The organism is Kitasatospora sp. NPDC004745 (assembly GCF_042873275.1).
In the GTDB taxonomy this organism is placed as follows: domain Bacteria; phylum Actinomycetota; class Actinomycetes; order Streptomycetales; family Streptomycetaceae; genus Kitasatospora.
In genome coordinates this window covers 203,265-219,816 of record NZ_JBIALK010000002.1, presented here as the reverse complement: position 1 = coordinate 219,816, position 16,552 = coordinate 203,265, and the positions used below count along the sequence as shown (strand labels likewise).

At 68.7% G+C, this 16,552-nt stretch carries 19 protein-coding genes; 6 read left to right on the top strand and 13 right to left on the bottom strand.

Annotated features, from left to right (window positions below; all coding sequences use genetic code 11):
* Positions 1 to 98: 98 nt before the first annotated feature.
* Complete coding sequence (locus ACFYUY_RS04455) at positions 99 to 935, bottom strand: SAM-dependent methyltransferase (protein WP_387897800.1); 837 nt, start codon at positions 933 to 935, stop codon at positions 99 to 101.
* Between the two features lie 384 nt (positions 936 to 1,319).
* On the opposite strand from ACFYUY_RS04455, the gene ACFYUY_RS04450 reads away from it, so the two are divergent.
* Together ACFYUY_RS04450 and ACFYUY_RS04445 are read left to right on the top strand one after the other, a co-directional pair.
* A complete protein-coding gene (locus ACFYUY_RS04450) occupies positions 1,320 to 1,892 on the top strand; it encodes an RNA polymerase sigma factor (RefSeq protein WP_387897797.1) in 573 nt (190 codons plus the stop codon).
* Complete coding sequence (locus ACFYUY_RS04445) at positions 1,889 to 2,581, top strand: hypothetical protein (protein WP_387897795.1); 693 nt, start codon at positions 1,889 to 1,891, stop codon at positions 2,579 to 2,581. Before ACFYUY_RS04450 ends, ACFYUY_RS04445 begins: the two co-directional genes overlap by 4 nt.
* A 195-nt stretch (positions 2,582 to 2,776) precedes the next feature.
* On the opposite strand, the gene ACFYUY_RS04440 is transcribed toward ACFYUY_RS04445, so the two are convergent.
* The 7 genes from ACFYUY_RS04440 to ACFYUY_RS04410 form a co-directional block, all read right to left on the bottom strand.
* Positions 2,777 to 3,106, bottom strand: coding sequence for a hypothetical protein (locus tag ACFYUY_RS04440; RefSeq protein ID WP_387897793.1), 330 nt, complete (start codon positions 3,104 to 3,106; stop codon positions 2,777 to 2,779).
* A 74-nt stretch (positions 3,107 to 3,180) separates the two neighbouring features.
* The gene (locus ACFYUY_RS04435; RefSeq protein ID WP_387897791.1) at positions 3,181 to 3,426 is read right to left on the bottom strand and encodes a hypothetical protein; all 246 of its coding nucleotides are present in this window, start codon (positions 3,424 to 3,426) and stop codon (positions 3,181 to 3,183) included.
* Entirely contained in the window at positions 3,426 to 4,475 is a 1,050-nt protein-coding gene (locus ACFYUY_RS04430) for a major capsid protein (protein WP_387897788.1), read from the bottom strand. Before ACFYUY_RS04430 ends, ACFYUY_RS04435 begins: the two co-directional genes overlap by 1 nt.
* Positions 4,476 to 4,489: 14 nt before the next feature.
* On the bottom strand, positions 4,490 to 4,909 hold the full coding sequence (locus tag ACFYUY_RS04425) for a head decoration protein (protein WP_387897786.1): 420 nt from the start codon (positions 4,907 to 4,909) through the stop codon (positions 4,490 to 4,492).
* Between the two features lie 125 nt (positions 4,910 to 5,034).
* Positions 5,035 to 5,661 carry a hypothetical protein gene (locus ACFYUY_RS04420; RefSeq protein ID WP_387897784.1) on the bottom strand — a complete coding sequence of 209 codons (627 nt, stop codon included), beginning with the start codon at positions 5,659 to 5,661 and terminating at the stop codon, positions 5,035 to 5,037.
* A 165-nt stretch (positions 5,662 to 5,826) separates the two neighbouring features.
* A complete protein-coding gene (locus ACFYUY_RS04415; RefSeq protein ID WP_387897781.1) occupies positions 5,827 to 6,078 on the bottom strand; it encodes a hypothetical protein in 252 nt (83 codons plus the stop codon).
* Positions 6,079 to 6,092: 14 nt separating this feature from the next.
* Positions 6,093 to 7,442, bottom strand: a complete 1,350-nt coding sequence (locus ACFYUY_RS04410) for a S8 family serine peptidase (RefSeq protein ID WP_387897778.1) — start codon at positions 7,440 to 7,442, stop codon at positions 6,093 to 6,095.
* Between the two features lie 297 nt (positions 7,443 to 7,739).
* On the opposite strand from ACFYUY_RS04410, the gene ACFYUY_RS04405 reads away from it, so the two are divergent.
* Entirely contained in the window at positions 7,740 to 8,006 is a 267-nt protein-coding gene (locus ACFYUY_RS04405) for a hypothetical protein (RefSeq protein ID WP_387897776.1), read from the top strand.
* A 274-nt stretch (positions 8,007 to 8,280) separates the two neighbouring features.
* Here the strand turns inward: ACFYUY_RS04405 and ACFYUY_RS04400 are convergent, their stop codons facing one another.
* A complete protein-coding gene (locus ACFYUY_RS04400; RefSeq protein WP_387897774.1) occupies positions 8,281 to 9,942 on the bottom strand; it encodes a hypothetical protein in 1,662 nt (553 codons plus the stop codon).
* A 172-nt stretch (positions 9,943 to 10,114) separates the two neighbouring features.
* Here ACFYUY_RS04400 and ACFYUY_RS04395 point away from each other — a divergent pair, with 172 nt between their 5' ends.
* Both ACFYUY_RS04395 and ACFYUY_RS04390 read left to right on the top strand, forming a co-directional pair.
* Entirely contained in the window at positions 10,115 to 10,945 is an 831-nt protein-coding gene (locus ACFYUY_RS04395; protein ID WP_387897771.1) for a hypothetical protein, read from the top strand.
* 210 nt (positions 10,946 to 11,155) lie between these two features.
* A protein-coding gene (locus ACFYUY_RS04390; protein ID WP_387897768.1) for an IS5 family transposase occupies positions 11,156 to 12,087 on the top strand; the annotation gives its coding sequence in 2 pieces (ribosomal slippage) (positions 11,156 to 11,492 and positions 11,492 to 12,087; 933 coding nt in all).
* Between the two features lie 78 nt (positions 12,088 to 12,165).
* Here ACFYUY_RS04390 and ACFYUY_RS04385 read toward each other — a convergent pair.
* Both ACFYUY_RS04385 and ACFYUY_RS04380 read right to left on the bottom strand, forming a co-directional pair.
* Positions 12,166 to 12,510 carry a hypothetical protein gene (locus tag ACFYUY_RS04385; protein ID WP_387897765.1) on the bottom strand — a complete coding sequence of 115 codons (345 nt, stop codon included), beginning with the start codon at positions 12,508 to 12,510 and terminating at the stop codon, positions 12,166 to 12,168.
* Between the two features lie 542 nt (positions 12,511 to 13,052).
* Complete coding sequence (locus ACFYUY_RS04380; protein WP_387897762.1) at positions 13,053 to 13,373, bottom strand: hypothetical protein; 321 nt, start codon at positions 13,371 to 13,373, stop codon at positions 13,053 to 13,055.
* A 93-nt stretch (positions 13,374 to 13,466) separates the two neighbouring features.
* Here ACFYUY_RS04380 and ACFYUY_RS04375 point away from each other — a divergent pair, with 93 nt between their 5' ends.
* Positions 13,467 to 14,156, top strand: a complete 690-nt coding sequence (locus tag ACFYUY_RS04375) for a hypothetical protein (RefSeq protein WP_387897759.1) — start codon at positions 13,467 to 13,469, stop codon at positions 14,154 to 14,156.
* Positions 14,157 to 14,209: 53 nt separating this feature from the next.
* Here the strand turns inward: ACFYUY_RS04375 and ACFYUY_RS04370 are convergent, their stop codons facing one another.
* Positions 14,210 to 15,745 carry a terminase large subunit domain-containing protein gene (locus ACFYUY_RS04370; protein ID WP_387897756.1) on the bottom strand — a complete coding sequence of 512 codons (1,536 nt, stop codon included), beginning with the start codon at positions 15,743 to 15,745 and terminating at the stop codon, positions 14,210 to 14,212.
* The gene (locus ACFYUY_RS04365) at positions 15,745 to 16,281 is read right to left on the bottom strand and encodes a hypothetical protein (RefSeq protein ID WP_387897753.1); all 537 of its coding nucleotides are present in this window, start codon (positions 16,279 to 16,281) and stop codon (positions 15,745 to 15,747) included. Before ACFYUY_RS04365 ends, ACFYUY_RS04370 begins: the two co-directional genes overlap by 1 nt.
* Positions 16,282 to 16,552: the final 271 nt, after the last annotated feature.

Here is a 16,552-nt window from a genome sequence, read left to right as displayed (position 1 = left end):
CGCCTGGAGCTCCTCAGCCCGGCAGGGTCAGACGGCGCCGGGAGCGAATTCGCGGCGACGTGCTTTCACATCGGTAGCGGTTCCCTGCCACGCTGGTGTTAAGGGCGGATGGCCACTCCGGCCAGACAGGAGGCGTCGGCGTCGGCGATCTGCGGCGTGTCCGGTTCGGGGCGCCAGCGGGGGGTGGAGGCGATGCCGGGGTCGAGGAGGTTCCAGCCGTCGAAGAAGCGGGCGAAATCCGCGCGGGTGCGGGCCCGTACCGGGCTGCCGGCGTCGCGGTAGACCTGGGTGATGCGGGCCGCGTCCTGGGGAGCGTAGTCGGGGGTGAAGTGGCTGACCACGAGCGCGGAACCGGGGGTGGGCAGCGCGGCCTTGAACGCCTCGGCGATGTCGTGGGCGTCGTCGGCGGTGAAGTGGAGGAGAGCGACGAGGCTCAGGGCGATCGGCCGGGTGAAGTCGAGGACGCCGGTTTCGCGCACGGCGGCGAGGGCGGCGGCGGGGTCGCGGACGTCGGCCTGGACGTAGGCGGTGCGGCCCTCGGGGGTGCTGCGCAGGAGTGCCTGGGCGTGGGTGAGGACGATGGGGTCGTTGTCGGCGTAGACGATCCTGGCGCGCGGGTCGATGCCTTGGGCGACCTCGTGGAGGTTGGGCGAGGTGGGGATGCCGGTGCCGATGTCGAGGAACTGGTCGATGCCGGCCTTGGCGAGCGCCTGGGTGGCCCGCTGCATGAAGCCCCGGTTGGCGCGGGCCGCGGCGGGCGCCTGCGGGTAGACCGCGAGGACGTGTCCGGCGACTTCCCGGTCGGCCGGGAAGTTGGTCTTGCCGCCGAGGAAGTAGTCGTAGACGCGGGCTGAGTGCGGGCGGTGGATGGCGAGGTTGACCTCGATGTCCGGGGGGATCGTGGCGCTGTCGTCGCCGTGCTGGTCTGCTGCCATGCGTATCCCCCTGCGTCGACGGTGTCACGGCCGCAGGCCGGCGCGCGCCATCGACCGCGTGGCGCGGTGTGGCGAACCCCTGGCGCGGGCCTTCATCCACTATGCCCACACCTCATCGCGGGCAATCAAGAGCAAGCCGGACCGCCCGCCGGATCGTGACAACTCCCCAACCGGATGCGACCTACTCTGATCGCAAGTGACTGACCATTAGGTGATTCATAGTCACATATCGGACCTTACAAGCCCATTGGTGATCGTCTTCACATATGGCTTTCCGCCGCGATTGGATGTGCGTGTGGAAAACAGCAGTTCTCCACCAAGCTCAACCGGTTCCGCAGCGGAACCGGCCGAGCGTCGCCCCGCACGGGCCGACGAGGAGGATCATTGACCAGAGACGACGAGTGGGCGACCCTGAGGCCCGCCCACCGGCTGTCGTACGAGGCGCTCTGCGACGATCACGAGCGGGTCTGGCGGGGCCTCGCCCGCGCGCGGTTGCACAACCAGGACCTCATCGAGCGGGCCGTCGACGCCACGCGCGAGCGCCTGCGGCAAAACTGGAGCACCGTCCTGCGCCAGCCCTCCGCAGCCTTCTACGCTTGGATGACCGCGAAGGAGATCATCGCCGACCTCGCGCTGGGCGCAGGGCTGGGCGGCGCCCCGCCGCGGGCCGTCGTCCCGGACTGGGTGGCCGCGATCTACCGCGCCCACGCCCAGTGCCGCATCGGACTTGAGACGTTCGACAACGGCTACGACGACCTCTACGCGGCGATTCTGCGGCTGCCGGAGCGCCAGTACGACATGATCGTGCTCCGCTTCATGCTCGACCTCGACTACCCCCGGATCGCGGCCTACCTCGGCATCACCGAGACCAACGCCCGCACGACCACGAGCCAGGGCGTGGCCAAGCTCCGCCGCCTCCTCGGCGCCGACACCACCACCACGGAGGACATGCAGTGACGCATGGACGCGACCGCTGGGCAGCCGCCCCCTCGGACTGCAGGTACCCGAGCGCACCCGACCAGCCGGTGAGGCTGCCCGACGGCGCGTCCGTCCCCGACCTACGCCGCCTCGTACGCCCCCGCCCGCCGCTGGGCGCGGAACACGTCCAGGCGGGCTACGAACTCGACCTCGCCGCAACTCTGGTCATCGCCCAGCCTGAGGCCGCCGCCTCCTTGAAGCTCTTCACGAACAGCCGCCGCCGCATCCACCCGGGCGGGGCGCTCGTTCTTGCCGCACTCCTGCACCTCACCGGCCACACCGACGCCTGCCAGTTCTGGCTGCAGTTCGCCGCCGGCAGCGGCAACACCACCGCGGCCACCTGCCTCTCACTGCTGCACACCAGCCGCGGCGAACACAACGACGCCGACTTCTGGCGCCACCAGGCCGACGTCCTCGCCTCCGAGCCCGGTACGGCCACGGCAGGCAGCGCCACGGGGCTGGACATCCAGCTGCCCGCCGCGGTGTGGAACGAGGCCCTCGTCGCCTGCCACGAGGGCCTCACACTCCGCTTGCCCCCGCGCGTGGCCGCCGTCGTCCACCAGCTCCCCGTCGACTCCGACGACGAGGACCACGGCGAGATCCCCCAGCCCTCCCCCACCCTCGCCGACGACCTGGCCCGCGCCGCCAACCATCCACTGCCCATCTGAAACCCCGCCGCTGGGCGACGGGCTCTCGGCGCGGGCCGACGACGGGCGCGTGCCCTCCGACAGCCTGCCCGGCCCGCACAGCGTCCCGTAGCCTCGACAGCCGCTGAGCACGAGGTCTTCGACCTGGGTGTCGGACGGGCCCTGGAGCTTGGCCGGCTCCGGCGCCCGTGGTCCGGCTCACAGGGCGCCGCGCGTCTACCGGATGCGTCGCGCGGGGCGCAGGTAGCCGGTGACGAGGTGAGGGAGCCCGTCGTCGCCTGGCCCGGCCTCGTCCGGCCCCAGGACGTCTTGGAGTTGGGCAAGGTGTCGTTCGATGCCGCCGAGGTTGGCGGTGTTGTCCATGGTGACGACGCCGTCGACCACGAGGCGCAGCGGGTCGGTGAGGAGGCGGGCGCGGCGTTCGGCGAGGACTTCCAGGGCGACGGCGCGGGCGCTGTGGAGGCGCTGGTAGCGGGCTTGGAGGTCGGCGGGGTCGGTTGCGGGTCCGAGCTGTGCGAGGAGCCATGCCTTGGTTGCGTCGTCCATCGCGGTTTGTCCTTCGGGATGGGGTGAGGCCCGGCACCTGGGCGGTGCCGGGCCTTGGCCGGTGGCCGGCCGGGTTAGGTGGTGGTGGTCTTCGTTCGGCGGCGGGGGGCGGGTGTGTCCTCGGGCCCGTCGTCGTCCGGCTCGTCGTCGTCTTCGTCGTCGTACTGCTCGGCGTCGACGTCGTCGTCCGGTTCCCAGGCGTCGGGGTGGGTGATCCGGTCGGCGACCTCGGGTTCGGGTTCGTCGCCGGGCTGGAGGAGGAGGCGTTCCCCGGTGGTCGGGTGGTCGATGTGGACGGCGGTGGCGAGTCGGCGCGGCATCACAGCACCTTCGCGACGATGTGGGCGTCGGGGGTGTGGATGATCGGCATGCCGACTGCGGCGCCCTTGGTCCAGATCTGGACCGGGTCGTCCTGGACACCTCGGGTGATGATGATGCCGGGGGCGTCGGTCTTGTCGATCTCGGGGTTGGTGCCGCGGGCGAGGGAGAGGGACTCGGCGGTGGCTCCGTACAGGGTCTCGGCCCACTTCTTGCGGTCCGGGGGCAGGAGGATCCACCGGTCGTCCGGCAGGACCCGGGTGGGGGTGTTGTCGACGCGGACCTGGGCCTTGTAGATGGTGACGGGCGGGAGGCTGTAGTTGCCGCGTACGACGTTGACCTGCTGCGGGGTGAGCGTGGCGGTCGGCGTAGTCGCCGGGTTGACGGAGCCGTAGTAGGCGGCCCGGTACGCCGCGTTCTTGCCGAGGTAGGACAGGGCGCGGCGGGAGGTGAGGACCATCTCCGGCTCGGGCAGGCCGAGGTCGTCCAGGTACTGGATCCAGCCGAGCTCGTCGGTGATGGGGTCCGAGGTCGGATCCGACCACGGCTTCGGCGCGGTTGGCATGTTCGCGGCCGGAACGCCGAAGTCGACCTCGGTGGTGAGGCCGTTCTCGTTCACCAGGGAGAAGCGGCCGTCCAACAGGACATCGCCGGCGGCGAGTTCCATGCGGCTGCGGATGGCCTCAACATGCCTCTCGACGTCGTCGTAGAGCAGCTCGATCAGGCGGTCCTGGTTGGCCCCGTGGGACTGCTCGAGGAGCAGCTGCTCCTGTTCGCCCACCAGCAGCTTCTGCCCGAGGGCGGGGAGCAGGCCCTCGCGGGTGTTCTGCCAGGCCTGGCGCTCGGCGAACGGCACTGAGCTGTCGTAGGCGCGGTACTTCGCGGTGTTGACGTAGCGGCCGGTCTGACGGATGCGCCACTTCACCTCGTTGGCGACGGCGGTGGGCAGGATGTCCTGGGTGAGCAGGTAGTCCTTGGGGCTGGGGATCGATCGGGCGAACGCGGTCAGGTCGGTGGTGCTGACGCCGGTCAGCAGGTCCTGGATGGTCACGGCTCAACCTCCTTTCAGACGAAGCGGATCAGCGGGCCGGTGGACGACGGCAGGATCTTGCTGGGGTCGATGCCGCCGGGGACCTTCGCGGTGCGGACGACGCCGTGCCAGAGCATCGCGGCGGCGACCTTGGTCTGGCCGGGCGAGAACACGGCGTCGGCGAAGAGCAGGCCCGCCAGCTGCTGGCGGCCGTCGGTCGCGGCCGGGTCGAACGGGCCGTAGAGGCCGGACGCGGTGATCCGGGCGACGGGGACGCCGGACAGGACGCGGCTGTACGGCTGGATGGGGTCGGTGGACGCCTGGTAGTGGGTGCCGGCGGTGAACTTGGTGATGTCGAGGGTGATGGTCTCGGTGGAGTCGATGCCGTGCAGGGAGCCGAGCCAGCTGCGGTCGGCGGTGTACGACGCCGATGTGGAGATCGGCTGAACGGTCAAGGCGGCCCCTCCTCGGGGTCGGGTGGGCGGTGGGCTTCGGGCACTCACCGCGCGGTGGTGCTGTCCACGGGCAAGGAGGGGCGTGGTCCCCGCAGGTCCCGGGTGGCTGCCGGGTCAGGTGGCTGTCAGCTGGAGGGCAGGAAGCCGCGGCGGCGGGCCATGTCCAGGCCGGCGGAGCCGGGGGTGGTGGGGGCCTGGCCACGGGGCGGCGGCCCGCCGGCGGGCGATCCGCCGGGAGCGGGAGGCGGCGTGGTGGGTGCGGCGGTGCCGAACAGCTCGGGTCGGCGCTCCTTGAGGGCGGCGGCTGCGGTGGCAACAGCCTGTTCGTCGGCGTCGTCGGGCAGATCGAGAAGCCGGTCGGCGTCGGCGAGGTCGTCGCCGTTGGCGCCCAGTCGGGCGAGCGCGGTCTGACGGACAGCAGCACGGAGGCGGGCGAACGCCTCCTTCTCGCGCTGCTCGGCCGCCCGCTCGCGCTGCTCAGCGGCCTGCTCCCGGCGCTCCACCTCGGACAGCGCGGCCTGCTCGGCGGCGCGCTGCGCCTCGACCCACGTGGACAGGGCAGAGGCGTCAGCGAAGCCCAGGTCAGCCACGAGCTTCTTGACAGCGGCGCGCTCGCCCTGGGACTTCTCGCGGGCAAGAAGGCGAGTCAGGCTGTCCTGGGTGATCAGCGTGCTGCCGGCGTCCACCGTGGGCGGAGTGGTTGGCTGGCCCGTCGGGTCGGTCGCGGGCTGAGGCGACAGGGGGGCGGTCACGATACGGATTCCTCCGGAGCAGCGCCCCCGCGCCGATGATCAGTGTAGCCAGAAGAGAGACCGCGGGTCATGAGCTGCCCGGCTGGACTCTCATCAAGGAGCGGATGCCCACAAGTGGCGGCGCGGGCCCGCGCCCATTGCTCCCACCGGCCCATCATTGTCGTGTCACATATCAAATGGCACGATCTTGGGATTGGAGTAAATACTTATACGGCCGGAAGCACGCAGTCGACTGGCCGCTGTCTCCGTGACCAGCACGGTGTACTCTCGCCGGTCGGTGTCCAGCGGTACGATTCCGTAAGACTCGTCCACCTCGTCCTTAGCCAGGTGCAAGATCTCCCGGACCCGCTCCAGCGTTGCCTCGCCAGCTGGCAAGGTCACGTTGACGAGGAGAGTGTGTTCCTTGAGCATTTGCACCACCAGCTAGTTACTTAGTGCTGCTGAAGTAGCTTCAGCACTTCAGGGACGTTGATGACTCCATAGCCGTAGTCCTCGCTGAATCCCCAGCCGGTGGGATCGGCTGCGGTGCGTTGGAGCATCCGCCGAAGCCGCTCGGGAGTTAGTCGATGGGGTGACCACCTCGTCCGCAGGGCGGCAACCACGCCGGCTGCCACAGGGCAGGCCGTGGAGGTACCCGTGTCGGGCTTGTCCGGGCTCTTGGCCTGAGAACCGAGGAAATGAGTATAGGCACACAGATCTGGTTTCCGGGTTACGAGTCTGCCCGGTCCTTGAGACGAGTAACCTGTGCGGTCGCCATGGACGTTCACGCCCCCGACGGACAACACCTGGGGGTGCGAGTTACCACCGGCGATCGGCCGGGTCTCCCACCTACAGTCTTCGTGCTTGCACTCAGTCCCACAGTTGCCCGCGGCGAACAAGATGTCCGCACCTGCGTCGTCCAGGGCAGCGATTTGGCGGTTCAAGGGGTGCATGAGGTTGTCCGTGTAGTTGCCCGGATGGCCTGGCGGCAGGTCCCATCGAGGACTGTACAGTCCCCAGCTGTTACTGATCACGAGCGCATGCTCATCCTCTGTCGGTAGCACGTCCATGATCCGATGCAGGTGGTCGTAGGCTGCGACGGCATCGGATGTAAGCGCATCGACAGTAGGGAGCTCTGACCGGAGTAAGGCAAGGTCCAGAAGCTGTGCTCTGGGTGCCCCGATCAGCGCGCCGAAAGCGCACATCGTGCCGTGGGGAATGTCGGTCCGCCCTGGGGTGTGATGAACGCTTGGCGGACTCCAGCTGCGGTCCGTGTCCAATGAGAGCTGATGCTGATCTCCGTACGGACGACGCCTCGATAGGTGGTCGGCGCTGACTCCAAAGTCGACTACTGCGACCGCCACACCCCGCCCGTCAAGCTCGTCGGCATGGAGATCTTGGCTACAGATTGCATCTGCCACGTCCTCCCAGGTGCCCACCGCAGCGTCGGAGCCGCATGTCGGGAACGGCTCGATCACCGGGTCGGAAAAAACACCGACGATGCGTGGATGTGCGGCCGACAGCATTGCCATCCTCTCGGCAAGCTGATCATCGGATATCTGGCCTCGGACGATCACCGTGGCTTGATGCGGCTCGTAGGAGAAATGGAGCGGGGGTCGTAGCGAGAGAGGATCTCCGTCGGGCAGCGGTACAGGTCTTGGTAGGGCTATCGGCGGATAAGTCGGATCGAGTTCCACTCCCGGCAGATCACCGACCACGTCTTTGACCTTCTGCTTCCCGGGAACCTCGAGGACGGCTCTCGTCACTTCCCCTGGAAGGCGAAACTCGATCATCACACGCATGGCACACCTGCTCCCACCAACTACAGGTCCAGCTACCAGCGTTACTCGTCACGATGCGGCGCGCACCTGGGGATAGACGCACTGCGAGGTGCGGATAGGTGAGTCCAGGCGGCACAGGCGGCTGGTGAGCGTCCTCGCGCTGATCGGACTCGGCTGGTCACCACCGTGGCGCCCCCGGCGATCGGGCAGCCATTCAGCGGCTCGCCCGGGGACCCGCCAGACCGCGCCCATGAGAATCGGACACACATTCGAAATATCCAGCCTCGCCCTGTCAGTGGGGCTTGGCACTCTGGCGGCATGGACAAGGACCAGTTCATGCAGGGCCGCGTGTACGGGGCTGATCACGAGGAGCCCAGTCGGCGCCCCGGCCACGTGTACCGGGAACTGGTCGCTGGGCCCCTGGATGGGCTTCTCCTGGATGTCACGGGTTGGTCTGATGAGCAGCTGGCCGAAGGCACCGCGCTCCGAACAGAGATCGGCTCGCATGGCCCCGGCGGCCACGCCCACTACGGGCCGCGTGCTGCCGATCCGCGCAGGTGGGACTGGGAGGGCGACTCGGCCTGAGACTGCCTGCCGCGATGGCCTCAGAGGCCCAGCATGCCGCCGATCAGCTCGCCGAGGAGTCTCGCGATCACAAGTGCGCGGCGGAGGCTCCCCTACGGCGAAGCCGTGGGGGATAGGGGGTGAAGGAAGGACGCAGGAAGAAGAAAGGAAGGACAGGGTTCCACCGATGGAACTGGTGGGTTCCACCGATGGAACCTGCTGGGTTCCACTGGCGAAACCCACGTCCCGGTGAACGTGGGTTCCACTGATGGAACCCGAACCGGTCGCAGCGGAATCAGGCAGCGGCAGCAGCCGCCGAGGTGCGAGCCGTGATCCGTTCGATCTCCTGGACGGCGTCGTCGATTGGGTAGCCGGCGGCTGCGAGCATCCGCACGCTGGTCTCCAGCGACAGCACCCCGGCTACGTAGCCCTTGACGACTTCGTTGAGTACGCCGGCGCGGTCGGTCGGGGTGTGGGGGCCCCACGCGAGCCGTACCGGCAGCGTCTCGCCCTCGGGCCAGCCCTCGACGCGCCCGGCCTGGTAAAGGCGCTGGACCATGCGCAGCAGCAGGCTGTACTTGTGGGCACGGGCAAGGCGCATAGAGGCGACCAGCGAGTCCAGCGGGCCCAGCGCCAGCTGGAGAGCGTAGCCGGAGGGGACCGCGGCGGGGCTGATGGTGCCCAGCCCGGAGGACGTGAGCCTGCTGTTGCCGGCCAGCCGGTCCAGGAGGTGGTCGGTGCGGGCCCGGAGTTCGGCGAGCTGGGCGGAAGTGTCGAGGGTGTGCATGGAGCCGCCCTCGGCCAGCGACCACACGGTGCCTCCTCGCACCTGGAGCGGCAGCGTGGCCCCCGTCGTGCGGTCCTTGGGCAGGCGGATGCCGGACAGACCGATAATCGGCGAGCCGGTGGTGTCGCTGGCGGCGGCCGAGTCAGAGTCGGTCGCGGACAGCTCGTCGAGGACCTGCATGACTTTGGCGATCAGCGGCTGGCCCCAGTGCTCCCCTGCGTCCGGGATGGTGTTGGTGAGGTGGATGACCGGAAGAAAGTCGATTTGTAGATCCAATGCCTGAAGGACTTCGCCGTCCGAGCGGACCCGGTAGCGGGCCTTGTGCATCGGCAGGTTGTGGATGTCGTGCTGCGCCTTGAGGTCGTCGAGCAGCCATTCGGCGTCGGTGAGGTAGCAGGTGACGGCGGACGGGCGGCCCGGGGCCCACGGGTAGGTGCGCACGATCATCCCGGTCACCGGGTCTACCGTGTCGCCGACGGTCAGGACCGGGTCCCCGTCCGACCCCGTGACCGGCTCCCGCACCGGGAACCCGCTCTGCGAGCGGCCCGGCCCGCTCGCCGCGCCGATCGGCCCCAGCTCGTACGTGATCCGGCGAAGGCGGGCCTTCAACCCGCGGCGCTCGTCCTCCGGCAGCTCCCACGCCAGGTGGACACGCGCGGGGTACTCGGCGGCGTCGACTTCCTCGTCCGTCCACTCGGGAAAGTAGAACCCGGCGTCGACCGTGCGCAGCACCGGCCGCCCCTTCGAGGGCTCCCACGCCAGGGTGTACACGGCGTCCCCGCAGCGGACTGCCGACCGTTCGGCCTGCTGCATCCGGAACGGCAGCAGCTCGCGCTCGGCCCACACCCTAAGGCGTGCCTGCGCGCTCGCGGCATTCCGGACAGCGCCGGGGGCCACACCGTCCTTCTGCTCGGCGCCGGGCACGACGATCGTCTGCTCGGCCCCGAGGAGGTAGCCGAGCGCCGAGTCAATGACCTTCGACGCGTCGCCGAGCTCTCGCCGGTCGAGGCCAGTTTCGTCTCCGCTGGCTGCGGCCAGCTGCCCGGCCTGGTTGTTGTCGTAGGCGGCGAGCAGCTTGTACGCCTGCAGTCGCCGCAGGTCCTCGTCCGGTACCCAGCCCGAGGCCAGCTCGGCGAACGGCCCGACTCCGCGGCGTGGCGCAGCGGCCATCGCCGGCTTGTAGTTCAACCACGACCAGCAGTCGATCACAACTTGGCGAAGACCCACAGGGGCACTCCAGAACTACCAGGCCCCACGCCAACCACCAGCCTACGGGGCCACAGCAATTCCCTTCCCACCACCGACGTCCCGCTGCCACCATCGCCTCAACGAAGGAGAAACGATGGCACAAGCGATCTTCGACAAGTACGCGCTGGGCTTCAAGACCGCGCGGCACGCCGTCAGCTTCATGCCCGGCTGGGGCACGCACCGCCTCACCCTGCACCTGGAGTGCACGGCCACTGGGGTGTTCACCCCGAACGCGCCGCACGCCGTCGCGGGCTCACTCTGGGCCACCGACCTGCCGGGCCACAGCGGGTGGCTCGGACACTTCACCCTGCCCTGGCCGATCGGGACAACCGAGCACGGGACGAACGTCGGCCTCGACGTCGCCCTGACCGACGTCCAGCTTCACGGCCTGGAGAAGGCGCGGTCCGGCAAGGACCTCACCCTGCGCGCCGACCTCACCGTCACCGACCTCAGCGGGGGCGGCCACTGGCCCGCCCGCCAGGTCCAGGAGTCCATCACCGTTTCCCACGGTGAGTGGGCCAAGGCCCTGGCCAGCCTCAACCAGGGGGCGTTCGTCGACGTCCTCGTGCCGATCACTGACCTCGAGGACCGGGCCACCGCAGCACGCCGGATCCGCGAGGCCCAGGAAGCAATCCGCAACGGTGACTTCGAGGGCGCGGTCATCAAGTCCCGGGCCGCGCTCGATGCGGTACGAGACGCCTGCAGCACCGCCAAGGTCTACGACGCGGCCTCCAAGAAAAAGCCGCAAGAGCGCGACCAGACCGACCGGTGGGCGATGCTCATCCAGGCCGCCTACGCCCTGTGCAGCGGCGCCCCGCACGACGATGCCGGCACCACCGAGCACTTCACGTGGACGCGCGCCGACGCAGTCGCTGCGGTGGCCACGGCCGCGGGACTCCTCGCCCGTCTGGAAGACCTGCCGTAGGGACACTTTCACGCGATTCCCCAACGCGCACCGGGACGTTGGCCTACTGCGGCGCCTGTCGCTGACCTTGTGCCAGCGACGCCCCCTTGATTCGCGCAGCGATGAGAGGAGGTGAGATGAAGCAGCTCAGGGAGATCTATACGAAGATCACGACTAGGACTTGTCCGGTCGATCATGTGACTATCACCCGCCGTACTCGTTGGTCGGGGCATGGGGCGGGGAGATCTCACGGATGCCGAGTGGGAACGGCTGCGGCCGTTCCTGCCGGTCAGCAACAGGCGTTGTGGCCGATGGCGGGACCACCGGCAGGTGATTGACGGGATTCTGCACCGGGTGCGGACCGGTGTGCACTGGCGTGACTTGCCCGAGCGGTTCGGTCCGTGGAAGACGGTCTATGAGCGCCACCGGCTGTGGTCGGCCGACGGAACCTGGGAGCGCCTGCTCCAGCGGGTCCAGGCGGAAGCGGACGCGGCCGACGACATCGACTGGGACGTCTCGGTCGACTCCACCATCGTGCGGGCCCATCAGCACGCGGCCGGCGCCCGCACCGATCCGCCACCGGCTCTCTCGTCAAAGGGGGCTGGGCCGACAGAACACCAGGACGAGACGCCGTGGCAGAGCCTCGTCGCCCGCCTGGTGGAGGTGGTGCGGGAGGTGAGGGCCTGGGCCGCTCGCGGGGCGGGTTCACCACAAAGGTCCACCTGAGCGTGGACGGCCGCTGCCGCCCGCTGTCCCTGGTCATCACTGCGGGCCAGCGGGCGGACTGCACGCAGTTCGAGCCCGTACTGGAGAAGATCCGTGTCCCGCGGGCCGGTCCTGGCAGGCCGCGGAAGAAGCCGGACAGCGTGGCCGCCGATAAGGGCTACAGCAACGGGCCGTGTCACGACTACCTGCGCAGGCGCGGCATTCGGCACAGTATCCCGGAGAAAACGGACAGCCGGGCCGCCCGCCTGCGCAAGGGCTCACGCGGCGGGCGACCGCCGGGCTTCGACGAGGAGCGATACAGGAAACGCAACACCGTCGAACGGGCCATCAACAAGCTCAAGCACGCCAGAGCCGTCGCCACCCGATACGACAAACGTGGATACGTCTACCTCGGCACCGTCACCGCAGCAGCCCTCGTCATCTGGCTCCGCACATGATTGCCCGGACGGAACCCAAGCTGGCCGAGGGCATCGCACTGGGGCGGGGGAGAGTACCGTTGCCCCCCGCCGGGGCTGTCAGTCGTCGGTCGTGTTGTCCTCGAAGTAGAACCAGTTGTCACCGTTCTCGGCGGAGAAGATGTACACCTCGCTGTCCTCCGCCGCCGCCGCGACCGGCTTCTTGTAGACGACGATCGAGGACGCCTTGTTGTTGATGCTGTCCGGCAGTTGCGGAGTGTCCTGGTTCACGAGGTACTCGGTGCCGGTGAAGTCATTGTTGTCGTAGAGCTTCGCCTCGAAGCCTTCGGCGACCTTGACCGAGGAGATGAGGTCGGTCACATCATGGGCCAGCCTGTGGCGGCCCTCGGTGAGCGTGCTCCTCTGGCCGCGGAAGTTCGCCTGGCTCCAAACGGTTGCAGACATCAGAAGTCCCGTTCTCTCGAAGCGTTGTCTGAGAGGAGCTATGAGCAGCTCCGGCACGACGTTAGTAGATCAAGAAGTCAGTGACGGGGACCTGCCATGCAAGATTCATCCAATCGGGTGGATCATGGCTGAAGTTCTGGCGAAAGCACCGCAGCTGCGTCTCTGTCGGAGCATTAGGAGGCTGGAGGTCAGGTAGGGCAAGAGGACCCATGGGTCACGAGGCTCGACCATGATCGCCCGGACAAGGCCTAGTGGTCGGCACCCAAACGGCCATGAGGCCCGGGGGGTCGAGTGGTTGACCCGCGGCAAGAACCTCGCGCAGATAAGCTACGCGGTGGTCAGGATCGCCGCACCTATCCGCCACTGGTAGAACCCCGGGCCTTCATGGCGCCCAGGACGGGCCGCTCGGTGGCCTCCGGGCGGCTCGTCTGGCTCATCTCAGATGAGCCACGGTCACCGTAGCTCGTGAATCCCCATCCATGCGCATAGTTCGGCACTATCGAATGCACTAAACCAGGAACCCGCAGGACTCCAGCCCCGTCCTATCGCTGGAACGTGCAGCCGGCGTCGAAGGCGATCTCGTCCAGCTCAGCTTGACGCTGCGGCCCCAGCTTCGCCCACTCTGCCGCGCACAGGGCCTGCGACCGCTCGTACCCCCGCCCCTCGATCAACGCCTGTGCGAATCTCCCGGCGTCGATCGATCGCTTTTGCTTGACCTCAAACACTGCTGCCCATGACGCGCTCGCGTTCGGGTTCGGCCTGCTCGCGGTGTCCCCCGAAGCAGCGACCCCGGCTACCGCACCAGCAACTGCGACGGCCCCCACGAGCTCCACGGCGATCAGCCGCGCCCCCCTCAGCTTCATGGATCGCCAACCTACCATCGGGTTTGCCAGGGCCCCCTTCACGAGCGGGGCCCTGCCTCCCTGACGATCACAACGAGGCGCAACACTGGGCTGGTGACGTTGACTCTGTACCACTTCACGACCGCTGCGACGTGGCGCGAAATCGAGCGTTCGGGGCAGCTCGAACCGCGCAGCCACCAGGCCGCTCAGCTCGACTCCCGACCGCGGCTGTGGCTTACCGACGACCCAGAACACCCGGAGGCAACCGGCATCGACCCTGCTCGGGCTGAGCTGCTAGTGACCATCCACCCCGAGAACGGGGCAGTCCCCTGGACCATCGCTCGGGAAGAGGTGCCAGGGGCAGGAATAGAGCTGAACACCGAACGCGCCGAACCAAGTACCTGGTACGTCAGCTGGCTCCCTATATCCCTCGACCGCTGTAGCCAGGTCGTCGACCTCAGGGCCAACAGGGAAAACAAGGTGCTGCGAAAGCAAGCCCCTCCCACATCAGGCGGGCGTCCAACCGGCTGGAGGCTCACGTCTGCCGACGTCAAGCATCTTCGAGCCCATATCACGGAAGCCGTGGCTAACCTGGGCAACGGACGGATCCGAGACGGCCACGCACTGGAATGGGCGGCGTTTCGGGCACCGAAGCAGATGAACAAGCTAGAAGAGCTGGTCTCCGACCATAGCGACCGCGGGCTTGTCCGCACGTGGGCCGCTTGGGAGTACCTTGTCGAACGCGCGGTTCACGCTGTCGGCTATGCCCGACCTAACTCCTCCGCGGTCACCTCCCAGACCTGACAGACCGTGACGGCCACAGCGGTGGCGGTAGCCCTACTGTGGCCGTTACGCAATCAGCGGCGGCCGGCCATCCGACCGTCGTCCAGATCCTTCGGCAGGACAGAGAGCTGGTCCGGGTCGGCCAGTTCGGTCAGGCCATGCACCACAGCGTCCATTCTGTCTGGGCTGTCCATGCCAGCCACCCAGGTCACCATCTGCCCCTCCAGCTTCGGGTACTGGCCAACGTGGTGGACTCGGCCCTGCTCGTAGAGCTGCGCGATTGGCTCCGCCCTAAGCCGCTTACCGATCTTGGCGGTCACCTCCAGAATCATCGGCATGAGCATCCCGCGGGTCTGCCCGTCCCGGGCGAGCTGCTCCCAGGCCTGCGTGACCACCTGCTTGGCCATGTCACCGCCGTAGTTGGACTCGACCACGACGGCGTCTGCCCGAAGTTCCAGCGCCAGCCTGCACGCCGTGAGGCCCCAGTCGTTGGCGCCCATGTTCGCGCTGCGGTCCTCGAGGACGTACAGGTGGTCGTCGTAGCCGAGCGCAACGCCGACCACGCCGGTCTCGTCGCCGACCAGGCTCTCCCCGCCGGCGGGGTCGACAGCAACGACGACCCTGGCGAGGTCAAGGCCTGCGAACTGCACTGCGGTGATGCGGTTCTGGTCGATCCACGACCGCTGCCAGACACCGCCTTCCTGCGGACGGGGCTGCTGCTGGAACAGCGACCACCAGACTCGCTCCCCGACAGCGCGGCGGATCTTCGCCAGGGCCTTCCGCCCGTACCTGGCGGGCCACAGCGGTTCGCCGACCTTTCGGCCGAGCGCGTCGTCCGGGCTGTCCGCGACGGCTGGGAGGTTGATCGTGATCCAGTCCTCGGCGGTTTCGCTGGCGAGAATGCGGCCGGCGAGGTCGTCTTCGCTCCACCTGGTCTGGATGACGATCACGGAGCCGCCGGGCTCGATGCGGGTCAGGAGGACGGACTGCCACCACTCCCACAGCCGCTTGCGCATCGTGGGCGACTGGGCCTCCTGGTCGTCCTTGATCGGGTCGTCCACCACGGCCAAGTGGGCGCCCTTGCCCGTCAGGCCACCGCCGACGCCGGCACACACCAGACCGCCTTCGTGCCCGAGCAGGTCGAACCTGTTGGCCGCCTTGCTGCCCGGGTGGAGCGTGACGCCGATCTGCTCGCCCCACGCCGTGATCGCGTCCCGGATCCACCGGCCGTGGTCATCGGCCAGGTCTGCCGAGTAGGAGGCGATCATGACCCGGTGGTCGGGCCGCTGCATCAGGTACCACAGCGGTGCCCACCGGGCGGCGCGCCGGGACTTGCCGTGCCGCGGGGGCATCGTCAGGAGCAGCCGGATGGACTCCCCCGCGGCGATCCGCGCGAAGGCCTGGTCGATGAGGTCCAGGTGCTCGGCTTGCATCTCCCGGCCGCCGGTGAGCAGCGCGGCCATCGAGCCGGGCGAGCGGCGTAGTGCCATGTCCCGCTCGAAGGCGACCAGTTCAGCGCGGAGGGCGGGCGAGGCGGTCTCGGCGATCGCGCGGCGGCGATCGGCGGGCAGGCTCCGGTAGCGGGCGGCCAGCTCCGCCGATATCGCCATCAGGCGTCACCGCCCTCGGCGAAGGCGATGAGCCGGGCGAGCTCGTCGGCGGTCGCCGACTCGACCTCCAGCGGCCCGGCGTCCGGGCCGGACAGCTCAGTGCGTACCGGGCTGTCCAGGCCGAGCAGGCGGGAGTCCCGTTCCAGGATCCGCAGGGCCCGGTCGACCGCGGGGAGGTCCCCGTCCTTCACCGCTCGGCGGAACGCGACGAAGAAGAGCCGCTCCAGGCGAAGGTGGTGGATGGTGCGCAGCTCGTCCACCGACATGTCCAGCTCGGTGTGCCGCTCCTGGAGGGCCTGGCTGACGTCCTTGCAGGCGTAGCGGATCAGCGCGGCGTCGTCCGGCGCCTCCCTACCCTTCTGGTACAGCTCGACTCCGTAGCCCTGCGGGTACGCGAGCCCGTCGCTGTTGATCGTCGGGTCGGCCGCGAGCTTCCGGCCGATGGTCAGCCAGTCGACGCCGGCGAGCTTGAGCTCGACGGCGTCAGCACGGCGCTGCGCGATCGCGGCGCGCTGCGCCTTCGTGGGGCGGGCCATGACGCGGAACCTCCGTCAGGTGCGCCCCCGCGCCGCCTCAATGATCTCGCACTCGCGCCGACCCGCGCCCGCGACCAGCAGACTTGCCCTACTGTCAGCTACCGACGCATGCTTCAACCTGGGAGGTGACCGGGTGGACGAGGTGCAGCGGTTGGCTGACGCCGCTCTTGCTCGCGGGCTCCTCGTCTCAGCAACTGGCAGGCGCTCGCGTTGGGTTGAGGTCGGCCGCTCGCGTTTCGTGGCGCCTACATCGGCTAACTTGTCCGGCTGG